Here is a 20647-nt window from a genome sequence, read left to right on the forward strand (position 1 = left end):
CGAGGAAGTTCGTGTACTCCTCTGAAGCTTCTCCAGTGCCATATGCTTCCTTCGTAATTCTAAGCCAGGCTTTTGCTTTCTCAATTTTTCCAATGGATCGATAGAAAACTGTTATGCCATAAGACGCAGTTTGTGATATATCATATGTGAGCTTTGGCTCTGGAATGGCCTCCCATGAAGCAAGAAAGTTAATTTCTGCTGTTTCAATATCACCTTTAAGCCAAGCCTCTCTGCCTGACGCTGCAAGCTTTGTTATCGATTCTTGTTGCATTTTGTTGAGCTTCATGTAGTGTCCTCCATTACTGTAGTGGGGGCTTGTATTGGTGGCTCTGTCCTAAGATCGCACCTTGGCTTCGGTTGATTGATCTATGCTCAAGATAATAATTTTTTGAGTCTAACATCCACTCCCTGACCTTGGGACTCTTGGCTCCATGTTTTCGCCCTTCTCGGTTCCACCATTTGACGGCATCCTCCTTGTGAGCCATGTCTGCCCTGCTAATATCGTACCATTTTTTGTCGGATGCCATGAATTCGGGCTTTCCTGAGTATGGATTATCTCGCAGCTTCCCTTCTTCACGCATGCGCTCTTGAACTTCTCTGCCTGTTCTTGACATTTTTCCTGGTGTACGGCCAAGATACTTTTCTCTCAGTTTTCTAGTTCGCTCTAATACCTTTGCCCCAACACCATCGGTTTGCTTGGGTGCTAATACTTCTTTGGTGCTTCTCTCTGTCCCCTCCCTGCCAGTTCGCTCAACTATTTCTTTCGTTAACTTTGCTGAGGCTTCTGTCGTTGCCCTAGTCGCATGTCTCACCACCTTACCAGCTGTGCCTGCATACCCTACAAAAGGAATAGCTGACAACAAAGAAAGGGCCGCGCCCGCATAGTCGCCCCGAGCAAGGCTGATGCCAGCATTGGCAACGTCAGCAATCTCGCCCACCACCGGAATCAGGCCAAAGATATCCAGCCCCAGCTGAATACCATCGAGTATTTCATCGCCTGTAAGGCCTTCTGCCGGTGTCTCGCTCTCGACTTCGGCATTGGCGTCATTGGCGGCTTTACCCGAACCCGGGGTTTCACCATTGACCCGACCCAGCGTATTTCCGTTGGGCGTGGTGGTCGCGTTACCGCTTCGCGGTGAAGGATAGAGCTCAGTGTAGGTCGGTATGTCCTCGAGGTCAGCCAGTTCCCTGCGGAACGCTTCTTGGCGCAGGGCCTCATACTGCGTTTCATCCAGCTTCAGAGATTTGCCCCACTCGTCGACCCCATCGGCGAAGTCGACCAGCACGTTGCCATTCCCGTCGGTCTGCACGAACATCTTGTCTGGGCCACCCGGAATCTTGCGAAGTGGCACTTCACGGGCTCGAACGTCAAGTGAGTCCAGTTGAACAGGCTGCTCGCTCATGGCATCAGTTCCCGTTCATCCAGAACAGATCGCCATGGCGAACCAGATGACGGCCCTCCGCTCGCACTGAACTGCTGTGTTCCAACGGATGGCACTTACCCTCGACGGTGCCGCTTTTGATGCCTTTGGCCTGGCCAGCAGCGTCACCCACGGTCTTTGGTGTGAAACTTCGCTTGTACACGACTACCGGGTGACCATTGGCGCGTACGCTTTTCGCCACACCCGTGCTGGTATCCAGCTCAGCTGTGACCGGGTAGGGCACCGGTGGGATGCTGCTGCCCATGGGGGTCTTGCAGACGTCTGGGGCGATGCTGATGACCGTCCATTTGGTCTGTTGCCGAGCCATTACGTTATCGGCCATATCAGACGTGCTCCCTGCTGCGGCTAGGGGCGCGCCGAATGATGGGGGCGTTGGGATCGGTTTCGAAACGGGCTTCGAGCACGCGAATATCAAGCGAGCTGGACAGGCTAATACGGTGCGTCATCGACAGGGTCATGGCATCGGTATCGATGCGCAATGTGTCGGTGAGCATGGGCAGCGGCAGCATTACTCCGTTGGTCATGCGCATGAGCACGAAGGGGCGATGGCCGGGGAGCATGATCTCGCAGCGCCCGTCCTGGCTTAGGGACGGAGGTGTCAGGTTGAAAAGCGTGAGATGTGAATCTGGCGCAGGGAAAGTTACCTGCTGGTCATCCGGGGCGCCGTTCCAGTAGCCGAACTCAAAGTCTTGCGGTAGCCCTGGCCAATGATTGTCTTCCCAATGCTGATCGTAGGTGCCAGCACGTGTAAGACGCGGCGCCCACGCACGAGCAACGACACCGAAGCCTGCAGGTCTGTAGCCATAGCCCCGGGCTACCTCGGCCATGGCTGGAGCGTCTAGGGGACCAAGGGGATGACGTGTGCGTATGAGGCGCTCTATCGGCTCATCCAGATGCTCGACCTGAGGAGCAGGTAAACTGGCGAGTTTTTCGCCGGTCTGCTCGTAGTGCAGTTTTTCATGGCGATGTTCAAGCCAACCACAGCCTAGCGGATTACTAAAGCAGACTTCATTGAGCAGGAACTCAGAGGCATCGGGGTTATGCCCATATTCGGGGTTGGCGAATTGGCTAGCGCCACCAAAAGCATGTTCCCAGCGCAAAGGAACACGTGTTGCAAGCTCTGGGTCGGTCAGGTGCCAACCGAAGAAGTTGTGCTGAAACTTTCTTGGACCGGTGAAGCGCAGGGTCTTGTCCAACAACACGCGTGGCGTTAGTTGCTGTCTGTTGTGTCGTCGAACCTCGAGTATTCTTGCTTGGTGCGCTTGTAATTCATCGGCTGTGAGGTAAACATCTGGCGCCCGCTTTGGCGGTAGCAGCTCAGGAATTAACTGCTTGGGGCGGGTTGACGTAACGCGTATACCAGCCTCCCACGAGGTCGCAGGTTGCCCTGCAGGCGCATAGGAATGGCCGGCGACGATGACATCGCAGCGTGGCTTGAATGGCGCCAGGTCGCTTTCTTCAAGGATTGAGCTGCTGCCGGGATCTGCATGATAAGAGTCCGCCTTGCACAGCGGTATTGGTTCATCATCAATGACGGCGGCTCGTAGTCGGCCAGCACATCCCTCAATCGGTTCGAGTCGATATCCGACTTTCATCACAATTACGGGATGTTCGACATCCTGTTTATCGAGCGCACTGAAGCACATGACGTCAAATGGCGTCAGGTTGCGAAATTCCATATTGGGCTACCCCTTCAGTTTATATCGACATCCTTGCCGTTGATTTGCACAGGCCCTGTGGCACTGAAGTCAAAGTTGCTGCCGTTGATCAGCACGGTGCCGTCGGACTTCATCACCAGAGTGGCTTTGCCAACTGTGATGCTCAGTTCGTCACCAGCGGTGATGCTGAATCTGTTCCCAACTACCACCGACTTATGAATCCCTACCTGCTCACTCTGACTGAGCCCAACAGTCGTATTCATGGTCGCGCCTACGCTGACTTGGTAGCCCGCACCGATGGTCAATGCCTTGCCCAAACCGATGGTTTCCACCTTGGCCAGCGTGATGGTTTCGGCCTTGTTGGCGCCGATGGCCACGCTGCGGTTGGCGCCAATGCTGATGGTTTCGTTCTTGCCTACGTCTTCGGTGCGGTGGTCGCCGATGGAGACGGTTTCGTTGTGATCAACCCGCTCGCTGCGGTCATTGCCGACGAAGGTGGTTTCGTTGTGCTTGACGACGTTGTTCTGGTCCTTCTCGGCATGGATGAACACCTCTTGCCGGCCCAGTTCATCCTCGAACCGCAACTCGTTGAAACCAGGGCCCTTGTGGGTCTGGCTCTTGATGGTCATGCGGGTCTTGTGGTCGGGCAGGTCGTAGGGCGGGAGCTGGTCGCCACAGTAGGTGCGCCCGGTGATCATCGGTTGGTCCGGGTCACCGTTGACGTACTGGATGATCACGTCCTGGCCGATGCGTGGAATGGCCATCGAGCCCCAACTGCCACCGGCCCAGCCCTGAGACACGCGTACCCAGCAGGAGCTGAACTCGTTGTTCTGGCTTTCGCGGTCCCAGGGAAAGCTGACTTTCACCCGGCCCCATTCATCGCAGTAGATTTCTTCGCCAGGGGGGCCGACTACGGTGGCCATGTGCGGGCCGTCGATCCTTGGCTTAGCCAGTGGGGCAGGGCGCCATTCGGTTCGGCCTGGAACCAGCACGGCGCTCTGCTCGTAGCGGGTGCTTGCATCGACGCTGGCGGCCTCTTCCTGCAAGCTGGTGAGCTGGCTGCCTTTGTGGGTAACCGTGTTCACCCGCCAATGCACGTTGAGGTCGTCACGTGGGTGACCTGTCAGATTGAAGCTCAAGCCCGGTTGCAGGCGAACATCGTCACCCTCGACCTCGGCAATACGCACATCATGGCGGTGCGCGGTGATACGGTTTTCGGTGAACGGCTTGCCCACAGCATCGCGTTTATAGCGGCCTGGGTAATCGAAGTATTCGTACTCTTTGGACTGATGCTCTAGAAAGGGCCCGGCGGCTCGGTGTTCCTGGCGGTAGGCGGGGTTGGTAAAGGTGTAGTCGCGCTGCACTTGACGCGCGGTGCGCACCTGCTCGCTGTAACGCAAGCGGCGAAGGCATGGCATGGCTTGATCGCCACCGCTGTTGGCTTGGTACAGCACGGTGTTTGGGTCTGCCGGCTCTTCGCCGTCAAAGAAGCCCTCGTCTTCATCCTCGCCCTTGATAGCGCCATGGTTGATCAATCCGAGGGACTGCAGCCGATCGGTGATAATCAGCTTGTGCAGCTTTTCACTGTGCGCGAAGCGGTATACGAAGCCCTCTTCCGCCGCCAAACGAGCAAAGAATTCAAGGTCCGTTTCGCCGGCCTGCACGCAGAACTCGCGGACCTGATGGTCCATGCTGGCGTGCAGTTCGTACTGGTTGATGCCTTGGCGCTGGAGCATCAGTTCCAAGATTTGCGGCACGGTCTTTTGCTGGAAGATGCGCCAGTTCGAGCGCAGATCGGCGCGGGCCAGTTGCGGCTCGATGAGCGCGTCGTAATAGGTGCGGTAAAAGCCACTTTCAGCCTGGCTGAAACGGCTGACCAGACCGTGCACGTAGCGCACCGGGCGTTCACCTTTCCATAGAGTGAAAAGCACGGGCTTATCGAGCAGGTGGCCGAAGTCGATGTTGTTGTCGAAGCTGATCAGTTTCAGCTGCAACTTGAAGGGCATGCTGACGCCTTCGTAAAGTTCGAACGACACCACTTCGAATTCAGCGTTTCCAACTAAAGGCTGGAAGCTGTAATGCAAGTCAGATTGGCTAGGCATAAGCAATCCTTGTCCGCCGTCTGAGGTGACACATAGTCCGGGCAGGTAACCCCGCCCGGCGCACTCATGGGTATCAGGCGACTGGTGCTCGCCAATCATCGGAGCCACCGGTACCAGCTACGGTGTGTTCCCAGACGATCTTCCGATAGGTCATTGCAACCTCAACCAGCTGCGTGTAGTTCTCGTTCAGCTTGTCTTGGGCGTGGGGCAGGACAGTGTTGATGCTGACGATGGTGGCGTCTTCGAGGGTGGTGGAGAAGAAGTGCTCCTGTTTGCCTTCCATCGAGGTGCGGTACCAATTGACTTCGACCATCGGCAGCATTTCGCCGGTCACCAGCGCTTGGTACATCAGGGGCGTTGCCTTATTGAGTGAACTGGTGAACCTGAACGGCTTGTGAACACGTTGACCGCTGGGCTGACCATTTTGTGGGTCAGTGGGCGTGGTCACTTCATGCTTGATCTCCTGAACCAAAATTTGATCTTCATGGCCTTGCTGGAAAACATTACCGACGGAGTCAGCGGTGAATGCACCAGCAGTGATGTTGCCTTGAGTCTGGCCAGTGATTTTGATGTAGGCGGGTGTTGGCATGGCAGTTTCTCCTGCGTCCATGTGGATAAACACGCACACTCAGGGTGGCGTGGCCATCGGGAACGATGGGCTTGTCAACGAAGCAGTTGCCTCGTTAATTCGTTGAAATTCCTGGCGACAGGCGCCGGTCTGTTATTGCTGCAAGATGCCGTTCAGTGACTCCAGCACCTCGGTGGTAATCAGGTGCAGCCGGTAGCTGTAGACGCCGTAAGCCACCGCCATGACCAGAGCGGAAATGGCCAACGGGCTCCACCACGGCCATTGCCGGTTTAAGCGCAAGTTGCTTGGGGCGACGTTGGTGTATGGGTCGCAGACGTTGTCCGGCGTAGGGCCGCGTAGCTCGCGGATGATCCCGTGCAGCTGGTGTATCAGTGCGTTGAGGGATTCTTCGCCCTTCGGGGCGATGGCGTACTTGCCCTTCAGGCCCAGGCACAGGGCGAAGTACATGAACTCCAGCACGTCACGATAGCGCTCGGGTTCCTGCATCAGGCGGGCCAGCACGGTGAAGAACTTCTCCCCACCCCAGGTTTCGTCGTGAAAAATGCTGAGCAGCGGTTCATGGCTCCAGCAACTGGTCTTGCCCCAGGGCCTTTCCATCACGGCTTCATCGATGAACAGACACAAACCGTAGGAGTACGCCAGCAGCTGAGCCGGTTCGTAACCGAATTGGCGGATCTCTTCGCGAATATTGTCGATCTGGTTGCGTACTTGCCGATGAACATCCTTGATATTGGGCAAGGCATCCAAAGTGCGCAGCCGTATTGCCAGGCCGAACAGCGGGGTGGCGGCATCGAGCATCAGATTTTTGTAACCACCGCGAAGTTGGAAGTCTGGGTCGGCGGGGTAACCTTCAAACCCAGGCTCAGCGTATGCGTCCGGCTTGGCTTGCTCAGATGATGCTCTGCTGTGGCTATCTACGTTATCAATCGCTGCAAAGTACCCCGTGTCGCGATTTTGGCTGTCATGGCTAGCCTCTTTCATCTCATTCACTCCTGATCGCCCAGAACTGCAGCTCCAGCCCCGGGAACTCCCCTGCGACATGAATCCCGAAGCCATTGGCTGTTTTCATGCACGCCCACGCCGGGTCACGCCGGTCCAGCTCGAAGTAACTGAAGCCCGCGTGGAAGGGCAGGTCGCGAGGTGCTACGGGCAAGGCGTTCAACGCAATACCCGGCAGTTGCAGCGGCACCAGGTCCTCCAGCGCTTCAAGTGAGGTGATCTTGGCTTTCTGGATGAACATCTGGCGCAACGCCTGAGGTGGCAGATCGGCGCGTACGGCCAGGATGAAGGTGGCCTGATCGATCAGCCGGCGGTCATCCAGCGGGGCTGTCATGACGCCGTACTCCAGCGTCTGCAGCGGCAGCGAAACGGCGCGTGGTTGCAGAACCGTGCTTAGTGCCCGACGCAGCGTCTCCTCCAGTGGCTTGAAGCAGGTGCGCAGTGACGTATGGCGATAGGCGGGGTACTCCTGTGGCAGTCGGCTCTCGTCGGTGAAGGTCACAAACTCGCCACAGGCCTGGCTCATGCACAGGTACAACTGTTCGGGATGGGTCTGCCCTTGCCGGGCCAGATGTTGGAAGCACGGCCACCAGCGGTTCAGGGCCTGTAGCAGGTTGAAGTCGCGGATGTCGGCGATGCCGGATTGACCCGAGGCTCCGATCCGCGCGGCGAGGTTGCGCGCGCGTTCGCGAAGGGTGTGGGTGATTTCTTCAAGGAACCGTTGCAGCGCGGGTACGGCGCGCACTGCAACGCTGGTCGCATAGAAACCTTCATCCAGTTGCAGGCTGCCATCGGGGCGCTTTTCCAGAATGCGCGTCACAGCCAGGCGAGTGTAAGCACTGCTGTCGTCGGCTTTACGTTTGAGCCGCAGATTGGGCACAGCCAGGTCTACCTGCACCAAGTCACCGTCTACGCTGTGCGTGTCCTTGATTTCCTGGGTATGCGCGCTGTACCGGAAGTTGGCCGAGTTATCGGGCCAGCTCACCTCGCGTCCCCCCTCGGTACGCAACGGCAGGCACAGGTAGATCTCGCTGTCCTTGGCACCATCGTCCTCGATTTCCAGAGGTGGGGGTGGCGGCAGGTCTGCGGGAATATCGAATACCGTGCCGTCCGGCATCACGCCCCGTGCACGGGTGATGGCGACCTTGCCAAGGCTCAGATACTCGTCGTTCAGCTGCAGCTCGCTGAAGCCATAGAAGGCTGCATTCAGGCTCCCCAGGCGCTGATGCAGGGCCGCCTCGGCGGCACGCGTTGCTTGTTGGAGATGCTGCGGTTTGACGAACAGGCCCTCAGGCCAGAGGACGGGGTTACGTGAACTCATGAACGCTCCATGTCAGCGTAAGTCAGTGAAAAGGGCGTAGCTACAGGCGCCATCAGTCCTCCTCTTTGAGCACAACTTGCGTGTCGTTGAGCAATACGGACAGGATGATCTGGTGGCCGCGAGGGGGTATGCGCAGCACCTGGCTCCAGGTGGCGTTTTCCTGATTGCGGTAATCGGCGATCACCGCGACGAAGCGCGTTTCCGGCTCGATGGGCGCAAAGGGAATGAACTTGAATTGACCCGGCCGCAGCAGGTAGTCGTCATCGCGGATGTAGGTGCTTCGCAGTGCCGCGGCTGGGTCCTTGTACAACAGCTCGTAGACGCTGTTGCGCAGCAGCGAATCGTCGCGCAGTTGCAGGATTTTGATGGCCATCGGCGTAGCCACGGTTTCTGCCGCCACCTTAGTGTCGCGCGGCAAGGTCAGGATTACGGTGGGATCTTCGTAGCTACCAGGTGTGCTTTCCTCCAGGGGGGAGCGCGTAGGCTCATCGCCATAGTCCACGGGCGTATCGGTGGGCGACATTGCAGGGAAATTTTCCTGAAGGTATTCGTACAAGGCCCAGACTTTTTCGGTCAGCACATAGGGATCACCTGCACTGAGGCTCACGGCATACGGGCTGGGCTCGATGAGGGGCGCCAACTCCGACGCCTGCTCAAGGCTGTTTGAATTGCCATTGAGCGTTGGGCTGGCATTGATGCTGAACGCGAGTTGGGTGGGGTGTTCCTGGGGCGGGCCGATGGGTATGGAGGGGTCCATGACCACTTGCCCGATTTTGCTCAGCGAGGTGCAACCGCAAAGCCCGAACAATGCGCTCAGCAGGCCTGCCACCAGTGCATGACGCGTCATGGGCGTGCTCCTGCGATCAGCTGTTCCAGAGGGTTTTGTTGGGTGGCCGCTGTTGCGCTTTCCAGTGCTGCCAACGGATCGTTGCCGACACCTGATGCAAAGGCCGAGCAGATGTCTGCGACAACATGTTTGACGGCCGAAGCGGGTTGCGAAGTGTTGGGTGGTGTGTCCAGTAGCCACTGATTGAGTGTTCGCCGCCCGCCACTGAACAGGTCTTCCAGGGCGCGTGCATCGGAATGCGAAAGTTGTACTTGCAATCGATAGGCGCCGACGTGCAGTCGGTCGCCGTCTACCAGCCGCCTGGGGGCGAGGGATCCCAAGCTATCGAGGCTGTCGTTGAGGTAGGTGCGCTGGCAATGGTCAATGACGCAGAAGCTCTCCTCGATCCAGCGTATTTCGCAATGAATCTGTGCGACGGTCTGTTCACGATCGTTGATCCGCCAGGTGACAGCGCCGCTGCCGATGCTGCCGCCAGTGCGATCAAACTGATGACGGGCAGTGACGTTGTGTTGCAACTGATCCAGGTTGGCGATGACCAAAGTCAATGTGCTCATGAGCGCCCCCGGAACCGTACGACAGGGCTGATCTGGCCGCGGCGGTCATCGATAAAGCTGGTCCAGCCCAAGTAGGCACCTTGGCTGCGTTGCAGGCAGAAAGGCGACAGTGCGCTCTGCTTCAGGCGCAACTCCAGGTCATAGGCTAGGCCATCGCGCAAGAGAAAGTCGATCAGTGCACGCAAGCGATTGAAGTTGATGCCGCTGGGCAACAGGTCACGCAACTGCTCTTGATCAAGCTCGCTGATCACGATGGTGAACTTGCTGCTACGGGTTCGCGTGCGGCTGCCGACCATGAAGGAGCTGCCCAGTTGGCCATTACTGCGGCCAAGACTCACCCGTTGCTTGGCCGTAGTGGCAACCGAGCGGGTTTCGAACTCGCGGATATGCACCTGCTTGAAGTCGAAACAGTGGGCGATGATGCCAGCAACGGTACCCGGCGCACGGCTGCGACTGGCGATGACTCCGGCGAAGCTAAGCAGCCGGCTCCAGGGCAGCGCCGTGTCGCCGCGTAGCTGTTTGTCATTCAAGCCGAGCAGGGCAAAGATGTACTGCGAAAAGCCATCGGTCGCGCCCGGCTGGAAGCGGATGTAATAGCGGTATTTGCGCCAGATACGATGCAACAGGCTCAGCAGGTAGTGGTTGAAGAAGTCGAAGAAGGCCGGGCGCACGCCAATGCCGTGGGCGTGCTCGTACGACACTTCTTCCAAGTAGTAAGTTGGCAAGGGCGAGTCGGTGCCATGCAGCCCCATGAAGGTAGTGCATACGCGATAGCGGTCCTCTGCGTCAGGTATGCGTTCTGCCTTGCAAATGTCGGACACTGGAAAAGTCAGCCGTGGGTCGCTGGCAAGCCGCATGCGAAGCCGTGTTTGCGGTGTGGGCCAACGCGGTTCCAGGTCATCCCCATGCAAGCCGTGCAGGCGCTCCAGCAGCTGAAAAAAGTTGTACTGGTGTGCCTCGGCGAGCAGCTTGTCGGCTAGATCAGCGGTTGTTTGCCGGTCTGGATGGGCCATGTGTAGTGCTCGTTGTTGGTGATGTTGATCACTTCCAGTTGGTGGAAGGAGTTGATGCTGGCGTACAGGGCAAAGAAGTGCGCCAGCACGCAACCGAACAGGTACAGATCGCCTTCGCAGAGGAATGCGCTTTGATCCAGCTTCAGCCGTGTACGCAAGCCGCGTATGGGCTGGCCCTTGATCAGCCAATCCAGCGGCTCTGTTTGAACATCGCGAATGCCATCAAGGCGTTTACGGGTGGTGCGGGTTTGCTGGATGTCATGCAGGGCGGCGAAGTCATAGGCATTGATGACCGCTTTGAGCGACTCAGCCGAGAGCAGCGACAGGTAGTTCAGTGACATGTTGGAGATCAGCGCCCACTGCAACTGGCCGTCCAATACCGGCCGGTAGGGGCGGCTGGGAGCACAGAGGTTGGTGTAGGTGGCCAGAGGCGGCGTGACCTCGGAAATGACATTGATGTCACCTACGGTTAACGCCAGCGGAAGGTCGCGGTTGGTACAGGTCAGGTCGATGGAGGCTGTTTCCAGCTCGCCGATGTAGGCATTGGCGTCAGCGCGCACGAATGCGATGCGGTGCGTGACACCATCCCCCCGCAAAGAACTTTCAATGCTATAGCGGTAGTACAGCGCGGTGCGCCCCTGTACATGCTCGATTTCATGGGAGAACGACTCGAAGGCGCGGAAGGTTCGCAAATGCTCGCCGATACTGCCGTCAGTTGTGGTGCGGGTACTGATGACCTGATCGACGCTGAAAATCTCATAGGCATGCGGCTGCTCACCTCGGGGCGTAAGTTCGACTTGCGCGCGCCGGCTGGACAGGTCGATAGGTTCGGCGCTGTGGTTGAACAGATTTACCGCCGGGGTGCAAAACAGGCTGAAGTCGGCGCTGTCGACACGCAGTGAATCCGGTAACTGGCGGGTGAAATGAAATGTCAGTCCCACTTGCTCAGAGGTGTCATCGGGCCAGGCCTTTTCCAGCCCGGTTACGCTGAAGAAGTGAAAGCGCTCAGGAAATACGAAATACTCCTGCAGGATCCGGTAGCCGTCGAAGACGTTCTTAGGGTAGGGCAGCAGCGCTTCGTCTGGGCCGAAACCTGGAAAGACAATGCTGCTGGCTGGCAGCCGGTGCACCTTGTCATTGATGGTCACGCTGACCTGTTCGAGGTACTGGGACAACCATAAGTACAGCGTGCGGGCAGTTTGGGTATCACCGCTCAAATGAAAATCAAGACTGGCGCAGCCAAGGGTGTTCAGTGGTCGCTCGACCAAGGTGCGTAAATCGAGCTGCACCACCGAACTGTCGAGTGTCTGTGTTGCACCTACCGCATTGATCTCGAACGGATGAATATCCACCGCGGTGCACGTGCGAAACTCACAAGGCACTCCGTCCACGGGCCTGGAGAAAAGCCGTGATCCCCCTGGGATGCGCTTGGATTGGCTGAGCGCCTGCTTGCGCGGCGTAAACTGAATGATCGTGGCGCTGGGCAGGGGCCTCAGGTAGTTTGGCCACAACAACTGCAGCATCGGGTGCGTCAATTCTGGCAGGTCGTCCTCGAGCTTGAGCCGCAGTTTGGCGGTCAGAAACGCAAAGGCTTCCATCAGACGTTCGACATCCGGGTCGCTGCCACCCTTGCCGAGCAACCGAGCAAGTTGTGGGTTGTCATTGGCGAAGTCGTTCCCCAGTTCATGCAGGTAACGCAACTCTTCGCTGAATCGATCCTTGAGTGACATCGGTCACCTCACGCGGGTGTAGCGGTTGTGGCCGTTGACCAGCAGCTCCAGTTGCAGCTGCTGCGTGTGGTTGTTGACCTGCACGAGGCAGTCCAGCCTGAAATGCAGCTCCAGCGGGGCATGACAATCGGGCATGGCTTTGAGCGTTCGCACATGCACGCGCGGCTCAAAGCGCTGAAGTGTGCGGCGGATGTCTGCACCCACTTGCTTGAGCAGGTCGCCACTGCTGACGTCGTGCCCATTGAAGTCACGCAGGCCCAGCTCAGGGCTGCTTTTTGAGCAACCCTGGCGAGCGTTGAGCAACGTTTCGAGGTGGCTCTTGATGACGTCGAACTTCTGGGAAACGTTCTCGTGCAAGGAGGGCTCTCGGCTAACCGACTGATCCACCTTCAAACGATTGAAAAGACCAGTCATTGCGTGTCGAGCCGGCCGACCAGAGAGATCTCGAAGTTCGCCCCCATGTATTTAAAATGCGGGCGCACCGCGAGCGACACCTGGTACCAGCCCGGATCACCGGCTACGTCAGAAACCTCGACCCTTGCAGCACGCAACGGGCGACGGCTGCGCACATCGGCTGATGGATTTTCCTGATCGGCGACGTACTGTTTGATCCACTTGTTCAGTTCCGACTCAAGGTCCTTGCGTTCTTGCCAGCTGCCGATCTGCTCGCGCTGCAACACCTTGATGTAGTGGGCCAGCCGGTTGACGATGAACAGGTAAGGCAGCTGGGTGCCAAGCTTGTAGTTGGTCTGCGCTTGCAGGCCTTCTGGGGTCTTGGGGAAGTTCTTTGGCTTCTGCACCGAGTTGGCCGAGAAGAACGCGGCGTTGTCGCTGTCTTTGCGCATGGTCAGGGCGATGAACCCCTCTTCGGCAAGCTCAAACTCCTTGCGGTCGGAAATCAGGACTTCTGTCGGAATTTTGGCCTGCAACTGACCGAGCGATTCGTAGAGGTGTACTGGTAGGTCTTCGACGGCACCACCGGACTGCGGGCCGATGATGTTCGGGCACCAGCGGTAGCGGGCAAAGCTGTCGTTGATGCAGCTAGCCAAGAGGAAAGCGGAGTTGCCCCAGAGGTAGTTGTCGTGCAGCCCGTCGATGTCCTCGCAGTAGTGATAGCTCTGGACCGGGTTTTCTTGCGGATGATAGGCAGAGCGGAGCATGAAGCGCGGCCCGACAAGCGCTGCGTGGCGCGAATCTTCACTTTCACGGAACGCACGCCACTTGGCATGTCGGGGGCCGGCGAAGATGTCCTTGATCTCTTTGAGGTTGGGCAGTTCTTCAAAACTGCTCAAATTGAAAAACTCAGGAGAGGGTGCAGCGATAAACGGTGCATGTGACATGGCGCCTACTGAGGCCATGTAACTTAATAGTTTGATGTCGGGCGCTGACGGCCCGAAGCTGTAGTTGCCGAGCATCGCCGCAACTGGCTCGCCACCGAATTGGCCATAACCTGCGGTGTAGACATGTTTGTAAATGCCACTGCAGGTGATATCGGCTGCATTCTCGAAGTCATCGAGCAAGTCATCTTTGCTGACATGCAATACCTCGAGCTTGATGTTCTCACGAAAGTCCGTGCGGTCTACCAGAAGTTTCAAGCTGCGCCAAGCGGATTCCAGTTGCTGGAGCTCGGGTTGGTGCAGGATGGCATCCATCTGTTTGCTGAGTACCCGGTCGATCTCGGCAATCATTTGATCGACACGGTGTTTATTGATCAATTGATCTGGATCATGACTTTTCAGGATTTCGGCAATAAAGGCAGATACACCCTGGCGCGCGACTTGATAGCCCTCTTGGCTGGGCACCAACTTGGTTTCTGCCATGATCTGGTCGAGCAGCGTGGCGTTGCTCAGTGTTGCTGTTGTGATTTCAGCCGTGACGGTCGAGTTGTTTTGCTTGGGCATGGTGTCGCTCCGTTGTCTTAGTCTTCTTCTGGCGCCTCAAGCACCAGGCCCAGTTCTTCTGCCAGTTGCAGGCGCGCTTGCTCGTCGTTCAGCAGGTTCTGCAATTGCTTGCGGAACGCAGGCACGTTGCCCAGTGGGCCTTTGAGGGCGACCAACGCTTCGCGAAGCTCCAGCAGTTTTTTCAGTTCCGGAACTTGGCGGACTATGCTGTCTGGCCCGAAATCATTGATGGACTTGAACTGCAGGCTGACTGCGAGCTCCGCCTCGGGGGCTGTGCTCAGTTGCGAGGGCACAGACATGGCCAGGTTGACCTCGGCATCGTTCAACACGTTGTTGAAGGTGTGTTTATCGATGCGCATCACAGGGCGGTCTTCAAGCGCGCGGGTGTCGTCCAGGCCGAAATCGCCCAGCACCAGCATTTTGTGCGATAGCTCTATTTCGGCTCGTTCGTCGCCAGTGGCGGGTACGTACTTGATGTTGATGCGTTCTTTGGGGGCAACTGAGCCGGATGATCTGCTCATGGCTATATATCCTTGCTGACGTGAGGTCTATATGTAGGAAGCGTCCTACAAGTTGGCGTTTAATATTAAACGTTAGTTAAACAAGCATCCGGGGCTTGAGTGTCATTTTGCTAAAAAACCATGCGCTTAAAGTTTTGCTAAAGTCGAGTTTGAATATGTAACAAAATAAGTTCTTGTAAGTAACCGTGTTGGTGTACTAGGCTCTTTTCGCTGTTGGGGAGTGGCCGGCTGGTTGCTGGCGTCTGCGTGCTAGCGAATAAGATAGTCGTAAAGGGATGGCTGCCGTGTATCCAAATGGAGTTTGGCTTTTATTAATATTTTGCTCGGTGCCTGTATTGGCATTCGAGCCGACGGACTGTCCGCAAATTGTTTCTAACATTGAGCGTTTGGCATGTTTCGACCAGGCAGCGGGCACTCCGGCGCACACAGGGAGTCGTCAGTGGTCAGCGCAAGAGCACGATGCGCCTATATTGCGTCGCGTAGTGACGCAAGAACTGGAGCGTGCGCCAGGTGACTCGAGGTTTCGTCTGAGCCTTGCGCAGGACGAGGTGATGATCTGGGCACCAGCTGACACCTTGGCCTCACCTGCGTCCTACCTGGTGATCAGCTGCGTGCAAAACATCTCCAGGCTGCAGCTGGTCACTGCACAACCCATCGATAGCCGCCGTGTCAAGGTGCGCCTGCGCGGCGAGCGTGGTGCCACCACTACCCGGCCCTGGCAGGTGATGGAGAACGGCCAGGTTCTGGACGCCGGGCGAGGGCTGCCGGGCATCGAGCAGATCAAGCAACTGATAGGGGCTAAGCGCATTCACGTCGAGAGTGACTACCCAGCCGTTCACGGTCTGGTTTTTGACGCTCAGGGGCTGGATCCACTCATCGATGAGGCGCGCAAAGCATGTCGTTGGTAACACCAGTCATGGCGCAGGAAATTGTCCGGTTGCTTGCGCCCATCGACACACAGAGCCCGGCTGGTTTGTTCGACGTGGAGGACGAAACCTACCAGGCTATTGACCAGGAGATGGTCAAGCTGGGTGGGTTGCAGGAGGCTTCCATCGACTGGGCTTACATCGAAGAAGCGTCCTGCCAGTACCTTGCTTTGCAATCCAAACATTTGCGCATCGCCACGCATTTGAGTGCAGCCTGGCTGCGCAGCCGATGCTGGGAACGATGGGGGTGGGCCTTGGCATTGCTCGCTGGTCTTGTCGACCAGTACTGGGAAAGTTCGTACCCCAAGCCTGGTCCCAAAGGCTTCCTGGGCAAACGCAAGTTGGTTGTCCTGGTGCTCAACCGTTTGATCGAAGCGCTGCCACGGCTGGACCGCTTCACCTACAGCCAAGCCCATGTGGCGGCGGCCCAGGCCGCTTTGCAACGTTTGCAGCAGCAAGCTGGCGCGCAGTTGGATCAGGCCGTTCTGGGCGAGCTGAAGCGCCTGCTTGGCAAACATGCAGCGCTTGCCAGCGGCGAAGGCGATTCGCAAACGGCTACGGCCGCTGCAAGCATTATCAACTCTGCACCATTGGCCGAGGTCATCGCTACGCCAATGCCCCGTGTGTCGCTGGGTAGCGAGCGGGAGTCGCGAAGAGCCATGCACACCCTGGCTGAGCTGATCAACCAGCAGGATCCCTATGATCCTGCCGGCTACCAGTTACGCCGGTTTGGCTTGTGGGCCCATATCCAGGCGGCGCCTCAAACCAAGCAAGGCAACTGCACAGAGCTGATGGCCGTGCCCCAAGATATTGCCGGCGATTATGAAGAGGCCATCGCGGGAACTGCGATCGATGCGGCATTGCTAGTGCGAATCGAAAAGAGCGTCACGGCATGCCCCTACTGGATACGCGGCAGTTTCCTCGCGGCCACCGCCGCCACGCGGTTGGCCATGGGCGAGGTGGCTGAAGCCATTCGAGCTGCGACCGCGCGTTTCGTGCAGCGCATGCCGGCCATTGAGCAGCTGTGCTTCAGCGACGGCAGTGTGTTCGTCGATGACCAGTGCCTGGCTTGGCTCAAGGGAACACAAGGGGGGGCTGATCAGGGGGCGGCAGCCCCTGAGTTCGCCAGCCTGCGTGAGGAACTGGGCAGTCAGTTGGAGGTGGGTGGCGTGGAGCCGGTGTTGCTCAGGCTCCAGGGCATGCAGGCGCAGCTCCACAGCCCGCGTGAGCGTTGCCATTCCACCGTCATCGCCGCTGACTTATTGGCTGCTCGGGGCGTAGTTTGGCTGGCCCAGGACTTGTGCGCTGGTGTAGCCCGAGCGATGCAGGAAACCACTGCCAGCGCTTGGGAACCGGAGGTCTTCCAACGACTTCAGCGATATGCGGCACCACACATACAGACTGATCGGACCAAGGAAAGGGAGTGACGATGAGCCCATTATGGAAGCACCTCAAACGCTGGGGGTTGCCCTGGGTGACCCGTCTTGGTCTGGCCATGCCGTTGCTGCTGCTACTGGGTACTGGGCTGGTGTTGGTTGCCATCTGGTGGCTTGGACCGCAATGGATGTGGCGCGAGCAGCGACCCTTGGCAAGCATGGCCCATCGAGGGTTGGCAAGTCTGGTACTGGCGCTGTTGCCATTGCTGTGCTGGCTGATCGTGCTGCGCAGGCGCTATCGCTACCTGCAGGCAGAACGCAATCAGGCAATGGCTGCCGAACAGGATCGAACATTGCCATTTGTGCAGGCACAGGAGAGGGCGCTGGGCCAAGGATTAGCGCGCTATCTGGACAACGTGGGCGGCCGACGCGCTTTGTACCGATTGCCCTGGTACCTGGTGGTGGGCGATCGGCGCGCCGGCAAGACCAGCTTCGTCGACGGTACCGAACAGAATTTCTCGCTGACCCGCATCGATAACGCACAGGCCCGCGGCCAGCAAGCGCAAGCGCTGGCCTATCCGATCGGTTGGTGGGTCAGCAATGACGCGGTGATCATCGATACGCCGGGCGCTTTGATTAGTCAAGCGGCGCAGCCAGTTTCGCCTGCTGAGCAACTTAATGCAGAGGACATTCCTCCCGAGACTGCGGCCAGGTTATGGCAGCACTTGTTGGGTTGGCTAGCGCGCACCCGTAGCCAAAGAGCGCTCAGTGGCGTGCTGCTGGCTGTCGACCTGCCTGCGCTAGTGCACAGCACACCTGAGCAGCGCGTTGCACTGGCGCATGTGTTGCGTGCGCGGCTATACGAGCTGAGCAGCCAATTGGGCTCGCGTTTGCCGCTGTATGTCGTGCTGACCAAGTTCGATCTGCTCGATGGCTTCGATCAGCTTTACGCCGGGCTTGCTCCTGGTGCGCGGGAAAAAATGCTGGGATTCACCTTCAAGCTGGATGCGGTGGGGACGTTCGATGCCTGGTTGGAGGAATATGGCGATCACTACGAGCGATTGATCGAGCAAACGTTCGAGCAGGTGCTGGATCGTCTCGATACGTTGGACGAGGCGCCATCGCGAACGCGTCTGTTCTCATTACACGCCCAATTGATCGGGTTGCGCCCGATACTGCTGGGCTTTTTGAAAGAAACGTTGGCAAGCGATCGTTTCACTACGCCTGCCTTGGTACGTGGCGTGTACTGGTCTTCGGTCATGCAGCAGGGTGACGTGCTTAATGCATTCGTGCGTGAGGCGGCACAGCCCTACAAAACGAAGGCGCCATTGCTTGAGGGGAAGGCGCAAGGCAAGGCGCTGGTGTATTTCATCCAGCACGCTTTCGAACGGGTGATCTATCAGGAAGCCGGGCTTGCGGGCGACAACATCAAAGTAGCGCGCAGCAAACGCCAGTTGCTCTGGCTAGGCTCTGGCGTGGGCGCTTTGGCGGTATGTATCGCCATTGCCAGCTGGCAACGCTATTACGCTATCAACGGTGGCAAAGCCGACACCGTACTCGCCAAGAGCAGGGAGTACAGCCATCACCAGGTGGATCAACGGCTGGACCCGACGGGGCGCAATCTGCTGGAGCCGCTGGACCAGATACGCGATGCCGTATCGGTGTTTGGCGACTATCGCGCCGCGTGGCCGGGTGTTGCGGATCTAGGTCTGTATCAGGGGCGAGCCATCGGGCCTACGGTCGATGAGGCGTACCTGAGATTGCTCTCCAAACGCTTCCTGCCAGCCTTGGCCAGCGGCGTGATCGATGTCATGAACGCGGCGCCCGCAGGCAGTGAAGAGCAAATGGCTGCGCTGAGGGTTTACCGCATGTTGGAGGATCGCCAGAACCGCCGACCCGAATGGGTTGAAGATTGGATGGCCCGTCAGTGGCAACAGAAGTTTCCCGGTCAAGGGCAACTGCAACGTGACCTGATGCGGCACCTGAAGTACGCCTTGGTTTATGCCGACACCGATCTTGCGCAGTACAGCCAGCGCATCGCCGAGGTCCAGCAGGTGCTGCGCAAAGTACCGCTGCCAGAACGGGTCTATGCAAGCCTCAAACAGCAAGCTCAGGAGCAGTTGCACACTGGCCTGGATCTGCGCCATGAGGTGGGGCCAGCCTTTGATGTGGTCTATCAGTCATCTGGCAGCTCCAGGAAGGGGAATGATGTCTTGCTGGCGCCGATGCTCACAGCCAAAGGCTTCAGGGAGTACTTCGAACCGCGCAGCCAACGGTTCGCCGACCTGGCGATGATCGACCAGTGGGCGCTGGGTGAGCGCAGCCAGCTCGATTACTCGGACGCAGATCGTGAAGCATTGAGTGAGCGGCTGCGTAGTTTGTACAGCGCGGACTACATCGACAGTTGGCGACGCGCCTTGAACGCCATTTCAGTGACTGACTTTCGCGATCTGGATCATGGTGTGGCGATTCTGCAGCAGTTCGCCGGGCCTGCGACCCCTTTGCATCGGTTATTGGACACGGTTAGGGAAAACACCACACTTTCTTCTGCAGGCGCTGATTCGCCCGCAGAGGCTCAAGCGCTGCAACCGAGAAGCAGCAACCCCGAGCAACGGCAGGCATGGGCTATTCAGCGGTCTTTTGCCGGGCTGAGCGCCATGCTGCGGGTAACGGGCGAGAAGCCCAGCTACTACGATGAAACCCTTGGTGCCATCGCGGCGGTTCATGATTACGCCAAAGCGGTCAACGACAGCCCCGACAGAGGCAAAGCAGCATTTGAGGCTGTGCATCTGCGCTTTTCGATGAAAGGGCAAGATCCAATTGGCACCTTGCAGCGAGTCTCCACCGGCTTGCCAGAGCCAATTAATCACCAGGTCAGGAAACTGGCGGATCAAACGGCACAAGTGCTGAATGTCGAAGCTCTGCGCGAGCTGGAGCGACGCTGGGATGTCGAGGTGTACAGTTTCTTCCAGCAGCGCTTGGCTGAGCGCTACCCCTTCGTGGTACGGGCGCCGGATGTCTCGCTGGACGACTTCGAAGCCTTCTTCGGGCCTAAGGGGCGGCTGCAGCAATTCCATGATCAGTACTTGAAGGTGTTCTTGAAGGATAACCTCGAAGCCCTGCAGGCCGGCCAGCAGGGGCAATCGCTGATCCGCAGGGATGTGCTCGAACAACTAGAGCGCGCAGATCGAATCCGCGAGACCTTCTTCGATCAGCGCGGCAACCTGAGCGTGCAGTTCAGCATCGAACCGTTGGGGTTGAGTGCCAACCAGCGCACGAGCTTGTTGGACCTGGACGGTCAACTGATTTCCTACACCCATGGCCCGAGCCAGATCACCGGCATCGTCTGGCCAAACACTTTGGGGCAGCAGGTACGCAGTAACCTGACCTTGCTCAGGCAGAACGGCAGCAGCAGTAGCCTGGAATACCGAGGCCCCTGGTCGATGTTTCGCTTGCTCAGCCGCGGATCGCTCAATGGGCGGACGGCGACCAGCGTGGATCTGAGTTTCAGGACTGGCGATGGCGTGATGCGGTACAGGCTCAGCGCCCAGAAGGCCTACAACCCAATCACGCAAGAGCCTTTCAAAGGGTTTCGGTTGCCCCAAGGGTTGTTGCAGAAGTCGGCCCAACTTGGGGGCGACCACGCAAGCCGGTCTGTCGCGAGGTAG

At 58.0% G+C, this 20647-nt stretch carries 18 protein-coding genes; 3 read left to right on the top strand and 15 right to left on the bottom strand.

What is annotated here, in order from left to right:
* The 15 genes from ACK59H_RS08740 to tssB all read right to left on the bottom strand — a co-directional run.
* Nucleotides 1-286, bottom strand: a 286-nt coding sequence (locus ACK59H_RS08740; RefSeq protein ID WP_409264401.1) for a hypothetical protein, incomplete at its 3' end; no start/stop codon positions are given.
* Nucleotides 287-299: 13 nt separating this feature from the next.
* Nucleotides 300-1403: a GH-E family nuclease gene (locus ACK59H_RS08745; protein ID WP_081016635.1), complete on the bottom strand. Its 1104-nt coding sequence runs from the start codon at nucleotides 1401-1403 to the stop codon at nucleotides 300-302.
* Between the two features lie 4 nt (nucleotides 1404-1407).
* Entirely contained in the window at nucleotides 1408-1764 is a 357-nt protein-coding gene (locus ACK59H_RS08750; protein ID WP_060478007.1) for a DUF4150 domain-containing protein, read from the bottom strand.
* A 1-nt stretch (nucleotide 1765) separates the two neighbouring features.
* Complete coding sequence (locus ACK59H_RS08755) at nucleotides 1766-3121, bottom strand: DUF2169 domain-containing protein (protein ID WP_060478006.1); 1356 nt, start codon at nucleotides 3119-3121, stop codon at nucleotides 1766-1768.
* Nucleotides 3122-3135: 14 nt separating this feature from the next.
* Nucleotides 3136-5202 carry a type VI secretion system tip protein TssI/VgrG gene (locus tag ACK59H_RS08760; RefSeq protein WP_060478005.1) on the bottom strand — a complete coding sequence of 689 codons (2067 nt, stop codon included), beginning with the start codon at nucleotides 5200-5202 and terminating at the stop codon, nucleotides 3136-3138.
* Nucleotides 5203-5275: 73 nt separating this feature from the next.
* Complete coding sequence (locus tag ACK59H_RS08765) at nucleotides 5276-5791, bottom strand: Hcp family type VI secretion system effector (RefSeq protein ID WP_060478004.1); 516 nt, start codon at nucleotides 5789-5791, stop codon at nucleotides 5276-5278.
* A 132-nt stretch (nucleotides 5792-5923) separates the two neighbouring features.
* Entirely contained in the window at nucleotides 5924-6772 is an 849-nt protein-coding gene (gene icmH, locus ACK59H_RS08770; protein WP_060478003.1) for a type IVB secretion system protein IcmH/DotU, read from the bottom strand.
* A 1-nt stretch (nucleotide 6773) separates the two neighbouring features.
* Nucleotides 6774-8111, bottom strand: a complete 1338-nt coding sequence (gene tssK / locus ACK59H_RS08775) for a type VI secretion system baseplate subunit TssK (protein WP_060478002.1) — start codon at nucleotides 8109-8111, stop codon at nucleotides 6774-6776.
* Nucleotides 8112-8163: 52 nt separating this feature from the next.
* Entirely contained in the window at nucleotides 8164-8958 is a 795-nt protein-coding gene (tssJ, locus tag ACK59H_RS08780; protein WP_060478001.1) for a type VI secretion system lipoprotein TssJ, read from the bottom strand.
* On the bottom strand, nucleotides 8955-9512 hold the full coding sequence (locus ACK59H_RS08785) for an FHA domain-containing protein (protein ID WP_060478000.1): 558 nt from the start codon (nucleotides 9510-9512) through the stop codon (nucleotides 8955-8957). Before ACK59H_RS08785 ends, tssJ begins: the two co-directional genes overlap by 4 nt.
* Entirely contained in the window at nucleotides 9509-10525 is a 1017-nt protein-coding gene (gene tssG / locus ACK59H_RS08790; protein ID WP_409264402.1) for a type VI secretion system baseplate subunit TssG, read from the bottom strand. Before tssG ends, ACK59H_RS08785 begins: the two co-directional genes overlap by 4 nt.
* Nucleotides 10489-12255, bottom strand: a complete 1767-nt coding sequence (tssF, locus tag ACK59H_RS08795) for a type VI secretion system baseplate subunit TssF (protein ID WP_060477998.1) — start codon at nucleotides 12253-12255, stop codon at nucleotides 10489-10491. The genes tssG and tssF overlap by 37 nt, the downstream gene beginning before the upstream one ends.
* A 3-nt stretch (nucleotides 12256-12258) precedes the next feature.
* Entirely contained in the window at nucleotides 12259-12669 is a 411-nt protein-coding gene (gene tssE, locus ACK59H_RS08800; RefSeq protein ID WP_060477997.1) for a type VI secretion system baseplate subunit TssE, read from the bottom strand.
* Nucleotides 12666-14156 carry a type VI secretion system contractile sheath large subunit gene (gene tssC, locus ACK59H_RS08805; protein ID WP_060477996.1) on the bottom strand — a complete coding sequence of 497 codons (1491 nt, stop codon included), beginning with the start codon at nucleotides 14154-14156 and terminating at the stop codon, nucleotides 12666-12668. Before tssC ends, tssE begins: the two co-directional genes overlap by 4 nt.
* Before the next feature lie 17 nt (nucleotides 14157-14173).
* Nucleotides 14174-14677 carry a type VI secretion system contractile sheath small subunit gene (gene tssB, locus ACK59H_RS08810; protein ID WP_060477995.1) on the bottom strand — a complete coding sequence of 168 codons (504 nt, stop codon included), beginning with the start codon at nucleotides 14675-14677 and terminating at the stop codon, nucleotides 14174-14176.
* A 275-nt stretch (nucleotides 14678-14952) separates the two neighbouring features.
* Here tssB and vasI point away from each other — a divergent pair, with 275 nt between their 5' ends.
* The 3 genes from vasI to tssM are packed head-to-tail and all read left to right on the top strand — an operon-like array spanning nucleotide 14953 to nucleotide 20647.
* A complete protein-coding gene (gene vasI / locus ACK59H_RS08815; protein ID WP_081016634.1) occupies nucleotides 14953-15585 on the top strand; it encodes a type VI secretion system-associated protein VasI in 633 nt (210 codons plus the stop codon).
* Entirely contained in the window at nucleotides 15573-17030 is a 1458-nt protein-coding gene (tssA, locus tag ACK59H_RS08820; protein WP_409264403.1) for a type VI secretion system protein TssA, read from the top strand. Before vasI ends, tssA begins: the two co-directional genes overlap by 13 nt.
* A 2-nt stretch (nucleotides 17031-17032) precedes the next feature.
* The gene (gene tssM, locus ACK59H_RS08825) at nucleotides 17033-20647 is read left to right on the top strand and encodes a type VI secretion system membrane subunit TssM (RefSeq protein WP_409264404.1); all 3615 of its coding nucleotides are present in this window, start codon (nucleotides 17033-17035) and stop codon (nucleotides 20645-20647) included.

Origin of the sequence: Pseudomonas sp. KCJK9000, from assembly GCF_046230725.1 — a bacterium.
Lineage (GTDB): Bacteria > Pseudomonadota > Gammaproteobacteria > Pseudomonadales > Pseudomonadaceae > Aquipseudomonas > Aquipseudomonas promysalinigenes.